The organism is Pontibacter sp. LHS1 (assembly GCF_058932855.1).
The window spans coordinates 944,511-962,104 of sequence record NZ_JBZYWF010000001.1 but is presented as its reverse complement, the minus strand read 5'-3'; the positions used below and the strand labels follow the sequence as shown (position 1 = coordinate 962,104).

The 17,594-nt window shown below is 50.1% G+C and carries 14 protein-coding genes; 4 read left to right on the top strand and 10 right to left on the bottom strand.

From position 1 onward, the window contains the following. The first annotated feature begins 380 nt into the window (after positions 1–380). Positions 381–797, top strand: coding sequence for a GtrA family protein (locus AC5FXQ_RS04080; protein ID WP_493601211.1), 417 nt, complete (start codon positions 381–383; stop codon positions 795–797). Here the strand turns inward: AC5FXQ_RS04080 and AC5FXQ_RS04075 are convergent. Then, positions 794–2,416, bottom strand: coding sequence for a glycosyltransferase family 39 protein (locus AC5FXQ_RS04075; RefSeq protein ID WP_493601210.1), 1,623 nt, complete (start codon positions 2,414–2,416; stop codon positions 794–796). The genes AC5FXQ_RS04080 and AC5FXQ_RS04075 overlap by 4 nt on opposite strands. Positions 2,417–2,562: 146 nt before the next feature. On the opposite strand from AC5FXQ_RS04075, the gene AC5FXQ_RS04070 reads away from it, so the two are divergent. Further along, positions 2,563–3,411, top strand: a complete 849-nt coding sequence (locus AC5FXQ_RS04070; protein ID WP_493601209.1) for a glycerophosphodiester phosphodiesterase — start codon at positions 2,563–2,565, stop codon at positions 3,409–3,411. Between the two features lie 444 nt (positions 3,412–3,855). Further along, positions 3,856–5,613, top strand: coding sequence for an aspartate--tRNA ligase (aspS, locus tag AC5FXQ_RS04065; protein ID WP_493601208.1), 1,758 nt, complete (start codon positions 3,856–3,858; stop codon positions 5,611–5,613). 683 nt (positions 5,614–6,296) lie between these two features. Here aspS and AC5FXQ_RS04060 read toward each other — a convergent pair. The 4 genes from AC5FXQ_RS04060 to nuoK are packed head-to-tail and all read right to left on the bottom strand — an operon-like array spanning position 6,297 to position 11,532. Next, positions 6,297–7,688 (bottom strand): NADH-quinone oxidoreductase subunit N, encoded by a 1,392-nt coding sequence (locus AC5FXQ_RS04060; protein WP_493601207.1) that lies wholly within the window; start codon positions 7,686–7,688, stop codon positions 6,297–6,299. Between the two features lie 33 nt (positions 7,689–7,721). Continuing rightward, positions 7,722–9,182, bottom strand: a complete 1,461-nt coding sequence (locus AC5FXQ_RS04055; protein ID WP_493601206.1) for a complex I subunit 4 family protein — start codon at positions 9,180–9,182, stop codon at positions 7,722–7,724. Between the two features lie 12 nt (positions 9,183–9,194). Beyond that, positions 9,195–11,156, bottom strand: a complete 1,962-nt coding sequence (nuoL, locus tag AC5FXQ_RS04050) for an NADH-quinone oxidoreductase subunit L (RefSeq protein WP_493601205.1) — start codon at positions 11,154–11,156, stop codon at positions 9,195–9,197. Positions 11,157–11,202: 46 nt separating this feature from the next. After that, positions 11,203–11,532 (bottom strand): NADH-quinone oxidoreductase subunit NuoK, encoded by a 330-nt coding sequence (gene nuoK / locus AC5FXQ_RS04045; RefSeq protein WP_191182755.1) that lies wholly within the window; start codon positions 11,530–11,532, stop codon positions 11,203–11,205. A gap of 507 nt (positions 11,533–12,039) precedes the next feature. Here nuoK and AC5FXQ_RS04040 point away from each other — a divergent pair. After that, the gene (locus tag AC5FXQ_RS04040; protein WP_493601204.1) at positions 12,040–12,981 is read left to right on the top strand and encodes a DUF6929 family protein; all 942 of its coding nucleotides are present in this window, start codon (positions 12,040–12,042) and stop codon (positions 12,979–12,981) included. Between the two features lie 53 nt (positions 12,982–13,034). On the opposite strand, the gene AC5FXQ_RS04035 is transcribed toward AC5FXQ_RS04040, so the two are convergent. The 5 genes from AC5FXQ_RS04035 to nuoF all read right to left on the bottom strand — a co-directional run bounded on the left by AC5FXQ_RS04035 (position 13,035) and on the right by nuoF (position 17,593). Beyond that, positions 13,035–13,553: an NADH-quinone oxidoreductase subunit J family protein gene (locus tag AC5FXQ_RS04035; RefSeq protein ID WP_493601203.1), complete on the bottom strand. Its 519-nt coding sequence runs from the start codon at positions 13,551–13,553 to the stop codon at positions 13,035–13,037. A 4-nt stretch (positions 13,554–13,557) separates the two neighbouring features. Next, the gene (locus tag AC5FXQ_RS04030) at positions 13,558–14,067 is read right to left on the bottom strand and encodes a NuoI/complex I 23 kDa subunit family protein (protein ID WP_493601202.1); all 510 of its coding nucleotides are present in this window, start codon (positions 14,065–14,067) and stop codon (positions 13,558–13,560) included. A 74-nt stretch (positions 14,068–14,141) separates the two neighbouring features. Beyond that, positions 14,142–15,203 carry an NADH-quinone oxidoreductase subunit NuoH gene (nuoH, locus tag AC5FXQ_RS04025; protein WP_493601201.1) on the bottom strand — a complete coding sequence of 354 codons (1,062 nt, stop codon included), beginning with the start codon at positions 15,201–15,203 and terminating at the stop codon, positions 14,142–14,144. A gap of 3 nt (positions 15,204–15,206) precedes the next feature. Beyond that, positions 15,207–16,187 carry an NADH-quinone oxidoreductase subunit G gene (locus AC5FXQ_RS04020; protein ID WP_493601200.1) on the bottom strand — a complete coding sequence of 327 codons (981 nt, stop codon included), beginning with the start codon at positions 16,185–16,187 and terminating at the stop codon, positions 15,207–15,209. Positions 16,188–16,246: 59 nt separating this feature from the next. Further along, complete coding sequence (nuoF, locus tag AC5FXQ_RS04015; protein ID WP_493601199.1) at positions 16,247–17,593, bottom strand: NADH-quinone oxidoreductase subunit NuoF; 1,347 nt, start codon at positions 17,591–17,593, stop codon at positions 16,247–16,249. Between the last annotated feature and the right edge of the window lies 1 nt (position 17,594).

Sequence of the window (17,594 nt, the reverse complement as noted above, 5' to 3'; positions counted from 1 at the left end):
CCGTGTTTTCAATCTTGACTTCTTAACCGTGCTGTGTACTAAAAAGTTTAACAGTAGATAAAAGAAAAGTCAGGAAGCACCTCCGGTACGAACAGCTCAGGTATACAACAGTCGCACGGCGATTTTGAACGCGGCGCGAATATAGCATAAAAATTCTATCAGAAAACCAAGTCAGGTACTAGGGGAGTGGTATTCTAGGCCAAGGTTTCGCAGGGCTATACCTAGGCGACACTAAGTAAGCTGCTTAGCCAGATATATCAAAATATACTATACAAATAAATATATTTTATCGACCAAACCTGCCTATGCTTCGCTTAATAGAAGTTGCCACTGTGTGCTAAAGTCCTTAATTTTACCTGCTAAATCGTAGGTTAAATCAGTTGCACACTCCAACTGCCGGCATGTCCGAAGGTATAGGCGCTTTCTTTCTTAAATTCCTGAAGTTTGGCTTGGTAGGCTTTACCGGTCTCATGATTGATTTTGGCGTGACTTTTCTGGTAAAGGAAAGGCTGCGCTGGAACAAGTATGTGGCCAACAGCCTGGGTTTTATCCTGGCTAGCATCAACAACTACATCCTCAACCGCCTCTGGACCTTCCACAGCATTGACCCTGAAATCGGCTGGCAGTTTTCCAAGTTCCTGCTCGTGGCCGTGGCCGGGTTGATTATCAACAACCTGATCGTATACCTGCTCACCGAAAAAGTGAAGCTCAACTTCTACGTCTCCAAATTCTTTGCGATCGTTATCGTTTTCATCTGGAACTTCCTGCTCAACTACCTCTATACCTTCACCCGCTAGTTCTGGCCCTGAATGCGGTAGATGCGCACATGCTCATCTTTGTGTACACGTGGGTTGAGGAAGTGCAGCACACGGTCGTAGAGCGAAGGCGTGATAGTCGTTTCCAACTCCAGCGCAGGATACAGGCTGTTGATCCGCTGCATGCGTTCTTCCATGTCTTTCTGGCCCACCACCACGACATAGTCAGGTTGGTAAGGGTATAGGCTTAGCTCGGTTTGCAGGCTGTCCAGCGACTTTTCTCCGTTCAGGCTAAAGGCCATTACAAAATCCTGTGGCAGCGGCTTACCAGCCTTATACTCGTCCCAGTCGCGCTTGTGGTTGAAGTGGTACTCGTGAAACTCTGCCGCCAGGCGGTTGAGGTAATAGAGCGGCGGCTGTTTCATGGAAGAGTTGCCAAACTCGAGCAGTACCGCGTCCATATCCTGCTTCTCCGACAGGTATACCAGCGGCGCTATACGGCTCTTTTTGGTATAGGTGAAAGACATCGCCACGGCCACCACAATGTTGATGATCCAGAAGAAGGCCCAACTGGCAGCCAGCAGTTTTTTGCGGCCCTGCCAGAACTTAGCTGTACGCACAAAATCCTGCCAGCCGATCACTCCCAGGATCATGATAAGCGGGAAGAGCGGCAAAATGAAACGCTCCTGCTTGTTCGGGAAAAGTGAGTGTACGACAAAGAACAATAACCCAGCCCAAAAGAGCATGGGTGCCAGTCTGGCCGTGCGGCTGTAGCCCAGCAGCAGGTATACGCTGATGGGGGGAACCATGAAGCCAAGTATGGTCAGCAGGAAACGGTATACCGGTCCGGTGCTGTAGTTATAGGCATTGTCGGCGTTGTAGAAGAAATAAGTAACGACCGAGTGAAAAGGATAGTCGAAGAAAATCAGGTCGATGGTGCCCTGGATCAGTGTGGCCATGAGTATAAAGCCCAGCGCTAACCAAAAGATATCTTTCCACTGACGACGGTAAAGCAGCACCAGTCCAGCGCCGGCTAAAAACAGTGCCGCATGGTAACGAAACACAAAAGCCAGCGCAAACAGCGCTCCTGCCCACAGGTAGTGCAGGTTTCGCTTACGTTCATCCTGCTTCAGCATGTAATAGAAGGCTGCCAGGTAGGGTGGTATGCACACCATCTCGACCAGGTTACGCACACTCATAAAAGGCATAAACCACATCAGCGCCAGCATCAGGCCCACAATGCGGGCATTGGCCTGGTTCGAAAGCCGTTCCGTTATCTTGTAGCCATAGTACACGATCAGCAGCGAGTACAGGCCGTGCAGCACCCGCACGATCGTCATTTTGGTATCCGGATTCGTGATACCTATACTCTCCATCAGGTAAAACAAACCATAGTGTATACCTGCATAAAACATACTGTGGCGCGGCGGCATGGGCTCGTGCAGCCACGAAGGTAAGCCATAGAGCCAGTGCTGTGCGATCGTGATCACGTCAAAGTGATCGTCGTGAAAGGCAAAGCCCTTTGAAAAGAAGGCGGCCACCATGCGGATGACAAAGGCGATCAGCATAATCAGCGACAGCGGCACCATGAGCCGGTTATGGACGCCAACTTGATCAGCCGTAGTCAGCTTTTCAGGAGCGGTTTGAGGAGAGAATGACATAGGGTAATATTAGATAATATGGATTGACCTATGATTTTTTAAGAAAATCCGTTCCAAAGTTAAAAGATATACACTTAAGTTTGTGTATGAATTTGACTGAGCCGAAGGACAAGCCCACTTTTCTAACGCGGAAAAGCACCACCCTTTTGATTCTAGTACTTGGTATAATTACGCTGGCACTGAGTGTGTACAACATTCTGCAGCCTGAATCAGGTATTTACTCCCGCAATATTTTGGTGATGGGCCATGCCGGTTCCGGCTTTTTCTCTCCTATTAACCCTTACAATCCGCTGCCTGCCAACAGCATGGCTTCTATTGTAAAGGCTATGGAAGAAGACGGCGCCGATGGAGTGGAGGTGGATGTGCACGTAAGCCAGGACGGCGTGCCGATACTCTACCATGACAACACATTGGAGACGATGAGCGAAGGTGCAGGTATCATCGCAGACCTATCGGCTGCTGATGTAGTAGGTCTTAGATATAAGGGAGGTGTTTTATATGACTTTTTTCACAGTGAAGAGATCATCACAATGGAAGCCATGCTGCAGCGCTTCCAGACCTATCCGGAACTGCCCTACCTGCACATCGATATCCGCAACCACGACGACAGCCGCAATGCCTTTTATGCTGAGTCAGTCCTGGGTTTGCTTCGTAAATACAATTACCCTGTTGAGAAACTGGCATTCATTTTCAATCAGCCTGCTATATTGCACACGGTGCAGGAACTGGAGCCGGAAGCAGTGCTGATGCTGGATGCAGGCGAGGATTTCGATCTTTCGGCGCAGGAAGCCTTGGACAACAAGCTGCATGGTGTGACTGCCAATGGAAAACATGTGAGCCGGGAGCAACTGCTTAGGGCGAGAGCACAGGGTTTACAGGTAGTGCTTTTCGGAGGCAAATCGAAAGGGAGTATCGCCAAAATGCTGGAGATGGAGCCCGACGCCATACAGGTCAATAACGTGAAGCGCATGCGCTCGCTGCTGGATGGCAAATAATCACTTGGGTTATCCTACCAGCATGAGCAGAAGCGCCAGCAGGATAAACGCCAGGGCGATGTTGCGGAAGGTAAACAAACTGCGTTTCATGATTAAGTTCCTAATTTTGGGTAATTTCAGTTAAGGTATAATAACTTAGAGATATTTCATTTTACACTGTTTGTCATCCTGAAAGGATCTTGGAGAAGAGGGCCCCTACTCCCACAAGTAGCCATAGGCTTAACCTCCGGGGGCAGGGGTCCTCTTTCTCAACCAAGTTTCTTTCCAGAATGACAGGTGACTTCACACATGTTTTCCTTGTATGAAACGACCTTGGGTATAATAACGTGATTGATAATACCTGAGATTAACTCTACAAGATTATACCTTCTGAAGCCTTGTTTTTCGCGGCACAACAGTGAAACAATTATTACTTTTGCACTATATCATAACAAAACGACATTTATGCTCCGGACACATACTTGCGGTGAACTAAGAATAGACAATGTAGGCGAAGAGGTTGTACTGACTGGTTGGGTACAGCGCCTGCGCGACAAGGGCGGCATGCTCTGGATTGACCTGCGCGACCGCTATGGCATCACACAGCTCACATTTGAAGACGGCGTAACGCCTGCTCACCTGTTTGAAGAAGCCCGAGGCCTTGGCCGCGAGTACGTAATCAGGGTAGTAGGCAAAGTGATTGAACGCTACTCTAAAAACGACAAGATCCCGACTGGCGATATCGAGATTCACGCCTCTAAAATAGAAGTGCTCAACGCTGCCAAGTTGCCTCCGTTCATGATCGAGGACGAGACAGATGGTGGCGACGACCTGCGCATGAAGTACCGCTACCTCGACCTGCGCCGTACGCCTGTGCGCCGCAACCTGGAGCTGCGCCACCAAATGATGCGTGCCGTACGCGCTTACCTGGACGAGCATTATTTTATTGAGGTAGAAACTCCGGTGCTGATTAAGTCTACCCCAGAGGGTGCCCGCGACTTCGTGGTGCCAAGCCGCATGAATCCAGGCGAGTTCTACGCGCTGCCACAGTCTCCGCAGACCTTCAAGCAATTGCTGATGGTGTCGGGTTTTGATAAGTACTACCAGATCGTAAAGTGCTTCCGCGACGAAGACCTGCGTGCCGACCGCCAGCCGGAGTTTACTCAGATAGATTGCGAGCTTTCATTCGTGACCCAAGAGGATATCCTGAATACGTTTGAAGGCCTGATCCGTCATCTGTTCCTGAAAGTGAAAGGGGTGCATATCCAGAATTTGCCGCGCATGACCTATGCCGACGCCATGAAGTTTTACGGCTCCGATAAGCCGGACACCCGTTTCGAGATGCGGTTCGTGGAGCTGAATCCACTGGTGAAGAACAAAGGCTTCAAAGTATTCGACGATGCTGAACTCGTAGTAGGTATAAACGCCAAAGGTGCCGCCAGCTATACCCGCAAGCAACTCGACGAACTGACAGATTTTGTGAAGCGTCCGCAAATCGGGGCAACTGGCTTGGTATACGCCCGTGTGCAGGAAGACGGCACGGTGAAGTCATCTGTTGATAAGTTCTATACCACTGAAGATTTGCAGGCTTGGGCTACGGCCTTCAACGCTGAGCCGGGTGACCTGATTCTGGTATTGGCTGGTGGAAGAGACAAAACCCGCAAAGCCCTGAATGAACTACGTCTGGAGATGGGCGAGCGTCTTGGTTTGCGTGACAAGAATGTATTCTCACCACTGTGGGTAGTGGATTTCCCTCTATTGGAGTGGGACGAAGACAGCAACCGTTTCCATGCAATGCACCATCCGTTCACGTCGCCTAAGCCAGAAGACCTCGAACTGATCGATGACCGCCCGGGCGATATTCGTGCCAATGCCTACGACATGGTGATCAACGGTGTGGAAGTAGGTGGTGGCTCTATCCGTATCCACGACCGCCGTCTGCAGGAGCAGATGTTCCGCTTGCTGGGCTTCAGCAACGACGAGGCCAAAGCGCAGTTCGGCTTCCTGATGGACGCCTTCGAGTACGGAGCACCGCCACACGGTGGCATCGCCTTCGGTTTCGATCGCCTGTGCTCGCTTTTCGGCGGCTCCGACTCCATTCGCGACTATATCGCTTTCCCGAAAAACAACTCAGGCCGCGATGTCATGATCGACGCACCTTCGCCAATTGCGAATGCGCAGCTGGATGAACTGCATATCAAAATGAAGAACCTGCCGTCGTAAGGTATAGGTATACAGAGTTATAGAAAAGGCTGCCCTAATCGGACAGCCTTTTTTCTTGTTGTCTGAATCAGGATTTTCAGGATTTAATGATTGACAGGATTTTCGTGCACGATTACCTCCCCCCAGCCCCCCTCCTAAAAACAGGAGGGGGGCTTTTCTGCCGTTGCCATTCAACAGGTATCAGTTTCATTTCGCCCATCTCAAACCCCTGGCAGGTATAGGAAGACTAACCTTGCACGGAAGCAACGAAGGTATAGCATTAGCCAGGTGTACCTTGTGGCGCTCCACTGTTGGGGGTGAAGGGGTCCCCCTGTCAAGAGCGTTCAGCGAGTGGGGGTAGGGCCCCTCGATCTGGAGCGTCTTGATTTTTTTGCCTACTGGGGGTAGGGGCCCTCTATTTTTTTATCAAGAAAAAAGTAGGGCCGGCCAGGGCAAGCTATAATACAAGGCCAGTCGCCCTATAAACTGCAGCCGCTACGCCAGTTACAAACTGGTCGTCATGTGTAACCACATTTGCGCTGACGCTAAACTTGCGGTATAACCTACCCACCGCACAGGTGAAGCAATGGAATAATATTATTTGCCAATGGGAATAGCGCAGCTACGCCAGCAAGGTATAGACATAAAACAAAAGCGGCTGCTCTTCTACAGAGCAGCCGCTTCCTATATCATCTTGCTATACCTTACAGCACATCACTCAACAGCGCAGGCGCTATACCTAGCAGAATCGTCAGCGCTGTAATGATAATCAGCATCAAATTCATAAAGCTGGTAGACCTAATTGCTGTGTGCTCTTCATTTACAGGGTGCAGGTACATCGCGATAACCACGCGGAAGTAGTAGTATATACCTACAGCAGCCAGAATAACCGCTACTACAATAAGCCACATCATATCAGGGTTTTCTATCAGGGCAGAGAACACAAAGAACTTACCGAAGAAGCCAGCCGTCAGTGGAATACCTGCCAGCGACAGCATCGACACCGCTACAGCAAAAGCCAGCAGCGGGTTGGTTTTGCCTAAGCCGTTGAACGCTTCGTAGTTTTCGCTACCACGCTGTTTCGCTACGAGTTGCAGCACACCGAAAGCGGCGATAGAAGCAGTGGAGTAAGCGAACGAGTAGAACAGGATAGCGGAAGTGGAGAATTCGTTGAATGCAAGCAGTGTCATCAGCAGGTAGCCTGCGTGCGAGATACTGGAGTAAGCCAGCATACGCTTCATGCTTTGCTGCACCACAGCGCCTACGTTACCAATCAGGAGCGTCAGCACGATGATGGCAACCAGTGTTGGCATCCAAGCTGGGTAAGAAGCGGCAAAGGCCGCGTCCATCAGTTTGTAGAAAGCAGCAACACCAGCTGTCTTCACTACCGTGGACATATAAGCCGTCCAAACCGTAGGCGTGCCTTCGTATACGTCTGGGGTCCAGAAGTGGAAAGGAGCGGCTGACACTTTGAAGGAGATACCGATGATAATCATCAGTACACCCAGCATGAACATCACGTTGTTCACACCGCCATTACCCAAAGCTTCAGCTGAACCGGCAATCTCAGCGATGTTAAATGTGCCGGTCGCACCGTAAATCATCACGATACCGAAGAGCAGTATACCTGTGAAGAACGAACCCATCAGGAAGTATTTCAGGGCCGCTTCTGCGGAGCGAAGGCTACTTTTGTCGCTGCCCGCAAACACATACATGGCAATGGAGAGAATCTCTATACCTACAAACAGCATCAGCATGTTGTTATAGCTCACCATCATGATGGCCCCCACCAACGAGAACAGAATCAGGGCATAATATTCGCCGAGATTCTCGTCATTGCGGGTAGCAAAGTGCTGCGTGAAAGGGATGATAAGAAGCGTTGACAGTACCATAATGCCCGTGAAAGCCACCGCGAAATTGTCGATGGTAAGCATGTTGCTGAAGTAGCTCTGGTTCTGGTCCCAGTCGAAGAGGTTAATACCGAACACCACTGCCAGAAACAGCAGCGCCATCGGTAACAGGACTCTTTTAGATTTCAGGAAACCCGCGAAGAGGCTTATGATCCCAAATCCAGATAGAAGTATAATCGAAATCATGTCGTTCTAATATCGTTTCTTTTATCGTGCGGACTATCGGTTGATAATGCTCAGCAGTTGTCCAACCGCAGGCTCTGAAATACTCAGGAAAGTGTTCGGGAACAAACCAATCCAGAAAACCATAATCACCAGCGGAATCAGCACAGCTTTCTCGTGGAATGTCAGGTCAGCGAATACTTCCGTGGCTTCTGACTTCGTGCCGAACATCACACCCTGGAACATGCGCAGCATGTATACCGCACCCAAAATGATGGTCAGGCCAGCCACAGCGCCGAAGTAGTGGTTGTACTGGAACACACCCGACAGCAACAGGAATTCACCAATGAAGCCGTTTGTAAGTGGAAGTGCTACAGAGCCCATCAACAGAATCAGGAATATGATAGAAAGTGCTGGCGTGGTCTGCGTGATGCCGCCCAGGCTGGCAATCTCTCTTGTGTTGGTTCTGCGGAAGATGATGTCGATGATGAAGAACAAGCCTACCACGTTGATACCGTGGCTCAGCATTTGAATAACACCGCCTTGCAGACCTTGCTCGTTCAGAGTGAAGATACCCGCTGCAATCAGGCCAACGTGCGCGATAGACGAGTAAGCAATCAGGCGCTTCATGTCGCGCTGACGGATAGCAATGATGGAGGCGTACACAATACCGATGATAGAAAGTACGAGCACTACATCAGACCACTCGCTCACACCTAGCGGCACAACTGGCAGTAACCAGCGCAGCACACCGTAGATACCCATTTTCAGCATGATACCAGCTAGCAACATTGTCGCCTGCGTAGGAGACTCGGTATAGGTGTCTGGCTGCCAGGTATGGAATGGGAACACTGGCATTTTGATAGCGAAGGCAAGGAACAAGAACCAGAAAATCCAGCTCTGTGTCGCGCTGTCCAGTGACAGTTGGTAGAAGGCGTTCACGTTAGAAGAGTGCGCTGCCAGGTCTGTGCCAGCCGTCTGGAAGTACAGGTATACGAACGCGGCCAGCATGAAAAGCGAACCGAAAATCGTGTATACAAAGAACTTAAAGGTAACTGGTATTCTGCGTGCACCGCCCCAAATGGCTGCGATGAAGTAAATCGGAATAAGGGCCACTTCCCAGAAGAAGTAGAACAGGAATGCATCCATTGCCACAAACACACCGATCAAACCTGTCTGCATGAACAGTACCAGCGCATAAAATACGTGTGGGTTCTTGTAATCGTGCTTAAAAGAAGAAAGCACGATAAGTGGCACCAGGAAGGTCGTCAGGAGCACCATCAGAAGGCTGATGCCGTCCATGCCGATGCTGAATCCTATACCTGCACGCTCCACCCAAGGCATATTGAGGGCGAACTGTGTAGTGGCGTCTGGAACAAAGTTTACGATTGCAAACAGGGCAATGGCAAACTCAACAAGCGTTGCTATAAAAGCCACTTTCTTGGCACCTTCGCCTTTGATAAGCAACACCAGCAGTGCAGCTAGGGCAGGCCAGAAAAGTAATAGAGCTGTAATCATCTTCTTAGAACCTTAAGCGATAAAGAAGTTTAAAAATAGAATCAGAACAATGCTGGCCACCATCACAAACACATAGAAGCCAATCACGCCACTTTGGGTGAGACGCAGAACGCGGCCGCTCAGCATAACTAACTTGCCGAAGCCATTCACAATGCCGTCAACCACCACCACGTCAATAAAGCGGTGGAAAGCGGTAGACATCGCCATTACCGGACGCACGAACACTGTGTCGTAGATTTCGTCAATGTAGTATTTGTTGTAGATCAGGTTGTGGATAGGAGACAGGCGCGTTCCTTCCGGAGCTGGCACTGTTTCTTTCTTCACATATAGGATGTAGGCAATGATAATCGCGATAACTGACACGACAACCGATACGGCCATCAGGATGTATTCCGTGGCGTGGTCGATGTGCGGCGCTTCCAGTGCGGCACCGTTTGCACGGCGGGCAAGGTCATAGATAGGCGACAGGAAGTTGCCCAAGGTATGCGTATCGCTGAAAACGGCTGGCAGACCGATGAATCCACCTACAGTGGAAAGGATAGCCAGTACAATCAGCGGAATGGTCATAGAAGAAGGAGACTCGTGCAGGTGTGAACGCTGTTCCTCCGTGCCACGGAACTTGCCGAAGAAGGTCAGGAACAAGAGACGGAACATGTAGAACGAAGTCATGAACGAAGCCAGCAGGCCAAGTGCCCACATCAGCTTGTTGTGCTCAAATACGTGCGCCAGCAATTCGTCTTTCGAGAAGAAACCAGCAAACGGCGGTATACCTGAGATAGCGAGTGTACCAATCAGGAAGGTAATGAACGTAATCGGCAACCACTTGCGCAGGCCACCCATGTTGCGGATATCCTGTTCGTTGCTCACCGCGTGAATCACAGAACCAGCACCAAGGAATAGGAGGGCTTTGAAGAATGCGTGTGTGAGAACGTGGAAGATAGAAGAAGAGAAGGCCATCACACCGAGTGCCAGGAACATAAAGCCCAACTGCGAAACGGTAGAGTATGCTAGCACTTTCTTGATGTCATTCTGCGCCAGACCGATGGTAGCAGCCAACAGGGCAGTAGCCAGACCGATGATAGCAATAAACTCCATCGTAGTCGGAGCCAGCACATACAGCACATTAGAGCGAAGCACCATGTAGATACCCGCCGTTACCATGGTTGCGGCGTGAATCAGGGCTGAAACTGGCGTAGGACCCGCCATCGCGTCAGGAAGCCATGTAAACAACGGAATCTGCGCACTCTTACCCATCGCACCCACAAACAGGAGCATCGTAATCGCAATCATCACACCACTGTCAGTCAGGCCCGTCATCTGCGAGGCAGACAGGAACACTTCCGGGTAGCTCACGCTACCAAAGGTGATGAAGATAAGGAAAATGCCCAGCAGGAAGCCTAAGTCACCGATACGGTTCATGATAAAGGCTTTCTTGGCTGCATTGTTGTAGTTATGGTTTTTGTTCCAGAAGCCGATCAGCAGGTAGGAGCAAAGACCAACGCCTTCCCAGCCCACGAACATCATCACGTAGTTAGAGCCCATCACGAGCAGCAACATCGAGAACATGAACAGGTTGAGGTAGGCAAAGAACTTGCCGTAGCCTTCGTCGTGGCTCATATACCCAGCTGAGTACACGTGGATCAGGAAACCTATACCTGTCACCATCAGCAACATCAGCAGGGTGAGCTGGTCAATCATGAACGAGAAACCAATCTCGAGGCTACCTACCGAGAACCAGTTGTAAAGGTCCACGATGTAAGGACGACTGCCATTGGAAGTGAAGTCGATGAACAGGTATACTGATATCAGAAAAGAGGCCAGCACCGTGCCAGAGCCTAGCAGACCTACAAGGGCCTTGGGCAATTTGCGGTTGCCAAGTCCGTTAATCAGAAAGCCTATGAACGGCAGGAGCGGCACAAGCAAACACAGCAGCGCCATTTCCTGATTGTTGATGGGCATTACTACTTCTTGCATTTAGCGTATGATTTAGTTAAGCTATTCAGGTTAGATAAGGTATGGGCTACCACTTCAGGTAGTTAAGCAATTGCACGTTCGTCGAGCGGATGTTGCGGTAAATCATCACGATGATAGCCAGACCAACCGTTACTTCCGCCGCCGCTACCGCCATGATAAAGAACACAAAGATTTGTCCGTTCGGGTCAGAGCGATAAGATGATAAGGCGACCATGAGTACGTTCACGGCATTGAGCATCAGCTCGACGCACATGAAGATGACAATTGCATTTCGTCTGGTGAGAACGCCGATTACGCCAATGGCGAAAAGGGCTGTGCTAAAGTAAAGGTAGAATTCAAGCGGGATGGTCCGGATAACCTCTGGCATTTGGTTCATCGTCTAGGGTGCTGAACGTATTACTGGTAAATTACAATTCTGAAATCAAGTCGCAAAGTTATCCCCATTTTTGTAAAATCCATAACATATTTCTAATCTTCTTAGGTAGTTTTCGCCTGAGCAGGCTGTCCCGAAAGATTTATATTTTGTCGGATGTTGGGTGTTTGGAGCCGCAGCCTTTCTTATACCTTATTTAGTATAAAAAAACTGGGGCAGAGCTAGCCGGTAAGTTTTGTGTTACGAGATATCCCATACCTTGCTTAAGCGTTTGCGTAGGTATTAGTTCTTCTGAATAGATTAGTTTTTGTCAATTTTGGTGAGTTTAAATCAGCCTACACCTTGTGTGAGCAATTCCGCAATTGGGGTCGGCTATATCTTATTTAGCGTTCAATTTCTATGAATCGATTTTTAGGATGCTTATACCTTGTTATAATCACGCTGTCATTACTCTCGTGCCAGCAGCCTGCCGCTTTAACGAACGGCGATTCCGCTATACCTGAACTTAACATGAAAGCCACTATCACACAAGCCTTACATTACGATAACCTGCCTTCTGCCTCAGGACTTGAAATGCTGGGCGACCATTATTATGTAGTTGGTGACGATTCTCCTTATCTGTATCGTCTGGATAAAAACTTTAAGCTAGAGTCTCAGGAAGCTATTTTTGATACGGCTGGCTTCGAGAACGGCCGTGTAGCCAAAGCCGATAAAGCCGATTTAGAAGGGTTGACACTCCTGCAGCACCAGGGCAAACCCTACCTGTTGATGATGGGATCTGGTTCAGCGCCTACTCGTCGTAAAGCTTACCTGTACAACATTTGCGGCGATGATATTTGTCGGGAAGGGGCCGGAGCGCACGGTGCCCGAACTGTCGATATGGATCCGCTTTACCAGCAGCTCGAGCAAGAGGCAGATACCTTAGGCGGAAGCTTACTGAATATCGAAGGCGTGGCGGCTGGGCATGGCAAGCTATACCTGTTGCAACGGGCCATCGGCACAGGGCAGAATGTGCTCATCTCGTACCGTCTGTCGGAGTTTATACCTTACCTATTAGGAGAACCAGGCGCTCAACCTCCACAGCCCGAGCTCAGCTATTTCCGTTTACCAGACCTCAACAATTTGCAAGCTGGTTTTTCCGGGGCCTATGTCTATGATGACAAGCTTTTCTTCACGGCTTCACTGGAAGACACCAACGATGCCTACGGAGACGGCGAAGTGCTAGGAAGTTTCATCGGTTACATTCCTTTCAGTGGGATTGGAAAACAAAACACTTTAGAAGTTCCTGCCACGCTTATCCTGCAAGCGGATGGCAAGCCTTATACCGGCAAGGCAGAATCATTGGTCGTGCAGAAGCGCGAAGGAAAGGGCAGGTATAGACTGGTAGTGGTTTCGGATGATGATAAAGGTGGTTCGGAGTTGCTGGAAGTGTTGTTGAGTGAAGCGCAATAAAAAAGCCAGCACTTTGCAGCGCTGGCTTTCTCAATTTCTAAGCTATAACTTGATTAGAAGTTCTGTTCTCCCGCTTCTCGCTTACCTATCATTACAGCACCTACCATAGACACCAGAAACAGCACCGCTACTAACTGGAACGGCAGCATATACTTCGTGAAAAGCACTTTGCCCAAGTTCTCTACCATACCTACCTGCGAGTTGAAAGTCGCCGGGTCCGGGTGGCCGAGTGTTACATCTTTCAGAGCGGCTACAACTACTGTAAATAACAAACCTCCTGCAATAGCACCTGCAATTTTAGGTAGCACATTCTTTTTAATGGTGCTTTCTACGTTTTTACCGGTGTTGATGAACATCAGTACGAACAGGAAAAGTACCATGATGGCACCCGCATACACAATTATATTAACTGCTGCCAGAAACTGGGCGTTCAGCAGGATGTAGTGCGCTGATATAGTGAAAAATGTCAGAATCAGGAAGATAACGCTATATACCGGGTTCTTGGAAATTACAACCATCAAGGCACAAAGCAGCGTTAGCGAAGCAAAGAAGAAAAACAGACTTTCTGTCATCGGATTATTTGGTTTCAGTGGTTTTTAACGGTTCTACCAAGCGGTCTTTGCCGTAAATGAATTCGTCGCGCTCGTAACGGGCTGGCGCTAGTTTATCATCCTGCAGGAAGATAGCAGCCTTAGGGCAGGCTTCTTCGCACAGGCCGCAGAAAATGCAACGCAACATGTTGATTTCGTAAGTCACGGCGTACTTCTCTTCGCGGTACAAGTGCTCTTCACCTCTCTTGCGCTCGCCAGCCGTCATCGTAATCGCTTCGGCAGGGCAGGCCACAGCGCACAGACCACAGGCCGTGCAACGCTCGGCACCGTTCTCGTCGCGCTTCAGCACGTGCAGGCCACGCCAGATTTCACTGCGCTGGCGCGTTTCTTCCGGGTAGTTTATCGTCGCCTTCTTTTTGAAGAAGTGCTTCAGTGTAATTCCCAAACCTTGAGCGATAGCAGGCAGGTACATGCGCTCAGAAAGCGTCATTTCCTTTTGTGCTACGTTCTTTTTTCTATTTGATAGTGGTTCCATTATATCTCGATTATGATTACTGTCTATGCTGTCTGTCTACAACAACGTCTGGCATGGTAGCATTCATTATTTCGTTATCCTTGTGTAAAATAGTCGTAGAGTAGAATACCTCCGCCCGTAAGCAGGATATTCAGAATCGCCAGCGGAATCAGGATGTTCCAGCCCAGTTTCATCAATTGGTCGTAGCGGAAACGTGGCAGTGTCCAGCGCACCCACATGAAGAAGAAGATGAAAGCGAAAATTTTCGCAAACATTACCCCAACACCCAGTATGGTCACCACGTTGTTACCCAGAACAGGGTCATCAAACGCATTGCGTAGGTTGTCCATGAACGGGAAGTTGTAAGCACCGAAGTACAGTGTCGCCATCACAGCCGAAGCCACGAAGATGTTGATGTACTCAGCAAACAGGTACATGCCCAATTTCATGGAGCTATACTCGGTGTGGTAACCGCCAATCAGTTCGGCTTCCGACTCTGGTAAGTCAAATGGTGTTCTGTTGGTCTCAGCAAAGGCACAAATCAGGAAAATCAGGAAGCCTAGTGGCTGGTACCAGATATTCCAGTTAAAACCCGCCTGTTGCTCTGCAATCACTTTCAGCGACAAAGAGCCGCTCAGCATCAGCACCGCAATCAGCGACAGACCCATGGCCAGTTCGTAAGAAATGTTCTGAGAAGCTGCACGGATAGCGCCCAGCAAGGAGAACTTGTTGTTTGAAGCCCAGCCACCAATCATCAGGCCGTACACACCCAGCGACACCACCCCGAAGATGTAGAGCACACCAATGTTCACGTCAATGGCAATCAGGTCAAAGGATGTTTCGCCTATGATAAGCGTATCGCCAAACGGAATTACCGCACTCGACATGGCCGCTACTAACATCGCTATACCCGGGCCTAAGATGAAAAGCATTTTATTTGCTTTGGCAGGTATAAACTCCTCTTTGAAGAACAGCTTGCCCGCGTCAGCCAGTGGCTGCAGCAAACCCATCGGGCCCGCTCTGTTCGGGCCTACACGGTCCTGAATGAAAGCGGCAATCTTACGCTCAAAGTAAGTTGAGTAGGTCGCAATCAGTAACGAAATACCGAAAATGGCCAGAATGTAAATACCCTTGTATATGAGAACTACAGAATCCATGCTTTATTCCGTTGGCATTTTTTTAACAGTAGATTTAGGCAGGTTCGGCACGATCGGCACGTTCACTACAGGCAATTCGTAGTGGTTGGCCGAGATAACAGAACCTCTGTCGATGTGGCGCGGTCCTTCGATGGTCCAGTCAGTCATCTCCTTCTTGTCGAAACGACAGGTGTTGCAGATGAACTCTTCCACCTCGGCGTACTCGTCCTTGCGAGCGGTTACGCGAAGCACAGTGTCACCACGTCCCCACAGGGTTACTTTACCGCTACAAGTAGGGCAATCGCGGTGCGCATTCATCGGCTTCGTGAACCATACGCGGTTCTTAAAGCGCCATGTCTTGTCTGTCAAAGCACCCACCGGGCACACGTCAATCACGTTGCCGGAGAAATCGTTGTCGATTACGTTCTCGATGTAAGTACCAATCTCAGCTGCGTCGCCACGTCCCAACACGCCATGCACACGCTTTTCGGTAATCTGGTCAGCGGTATACACACAACGGTAGCACAGAATGCAACGCGTCATGTGCAGCTGGATGTAAGGACCCAGGTCTACTTTGTCGAAAGTACGGCGCGGCTCCTCGTAGCGGGTTGCGCTCACACCGTGCTCGTAGGACAGGTTCTGCAGGTCACACTCACCAGCCTGGTCGCACACAGGGCAATCCAGCGGGTGGTTGATCAGCAACATCTCCACGATACCCTTGCGGGCGTTCAGTACTTCTTCGTTGGTTGTGTTTTCCACCACCATACCGTCCTGTACTGGCGTGATGCACGAAGCAACCAGTTTCGGCATAGGGCGTGGGTCGCGGGCAGAACCCTGCGTAACCTTCACAAGGCACACACGGCACTTACCGCCACTGCCTTTCAGCGGGGTATAAAAGCACATGGCAGGGGGCACTACATCACCACCGATTTTACGGGCGGCCTGCAGGATGGTGGTTCCATCTTCAACCTCTACCTCGATGCCGTCAAATGTTATTTTAGCCATCTTTTATTTTATTCAAAGCCTGCCTACCAAGGTATAGCAAGCGCTTAATTAAACTTAAATTATACAGTAGCTGCCGCTAACTGTCCTCTGTATACCGCGCCCGGAGCCGTAGCTTCCTGTGGGTGCTTGATGTGCCACTCGAACTCATCACGGAAGTGACGGATCGCGCTGGCTACTGGCCAGGCTGCCGCGTCACCCAGCGGGCAAATGGTGTTACCTTCGATTTGCTTGGCTACGCTTACCAACAGGTCGATGTCTTGCTGGTGACCGTGGCCATGCTCAATGCGGTGCAACACGCGCTCCATCCAGCCTGTACCTTCACGGCAAGGGCTGCACTGTCCGCATGACTCGTGGTGATAGAAACGGGCATAGTTCCACGTGTTACGCACGATGCATTGGTCTTCGTCGAATACGATGAAGGCACCTGAACCCAGCATAGAGCCGCTCACGAAACCACCGTCAGACAGCGATTCGTACGTCATCAGGCGTTGCTCGCCGGCAGCTGTTTTCAGAATCAGGTCAGCTGGCAGAATCGGAACAGAAGAACCTCCTGGCACTACGGCCTTCAGTTGCTTGCCTTTCCAGATACCACCGCAGTACTCGTCAGAGTAGATAAATTCCTCTACTGGCACACCCAGTTCGATTTCGTAAACGCCCGGACGGTTGATGTTACCGCTGGCAGAAATTAGCTTGGTGCCTGTGCTACGGCCTACACCTATTTTGGCGTATTCTGCACCCGTGTTGTTCACAATCCATGGCACAGACGCGATGGTCTCCACGTTGTTCACCACCGTTGGCGACTGGAACAGACCTTTCACAGCTGGGAATGGCGGCTTGTTACGTGGGTTGCCACGCTTGCCCTCCAATGATTCCAACAGGGCAGTTTCCTCTCCACAGATGTACGCACCACCACCCGGCGCCACATGCAGGTCCAGGTCGTAGCCTGAGCCCAGAATGTTTTTGCCTAGTAAACCCGCTGCATACGCTTCTGCAATTGCTTTCTCCAGAATGCGCAGGATGAACAACAGCTCACCACGGATGTAGATGTAAGATGTATTCGCGCCCAGCGCGTAGCTGGAAGTAATCATACCTTCAATCAGGGCGTGCGGGTTTTTCTCCATGAACACGCGGTCCTTGAATGTGCCCGGCTCCGATTCGTCGGCGTTGCAAACTAAGTAACGCGGAACACCCTCTGGCTTTGCCAGGAAGCTCCACTTCATACCGGCCGGGAAGCCAGCGCCACCACGACCACGCAGGCCCGATGTTTTCACTTCTTCCACCACCTCATCCGGGGTCATCGTTTTGATGGCTTTCTCTACCGAACGGTAGCCGCCATGCTTGCGATACACCTCCAAGGTTTCGATACCCGGTACGTTAATATGTTCGGTTAATATCTTGATTCCCATT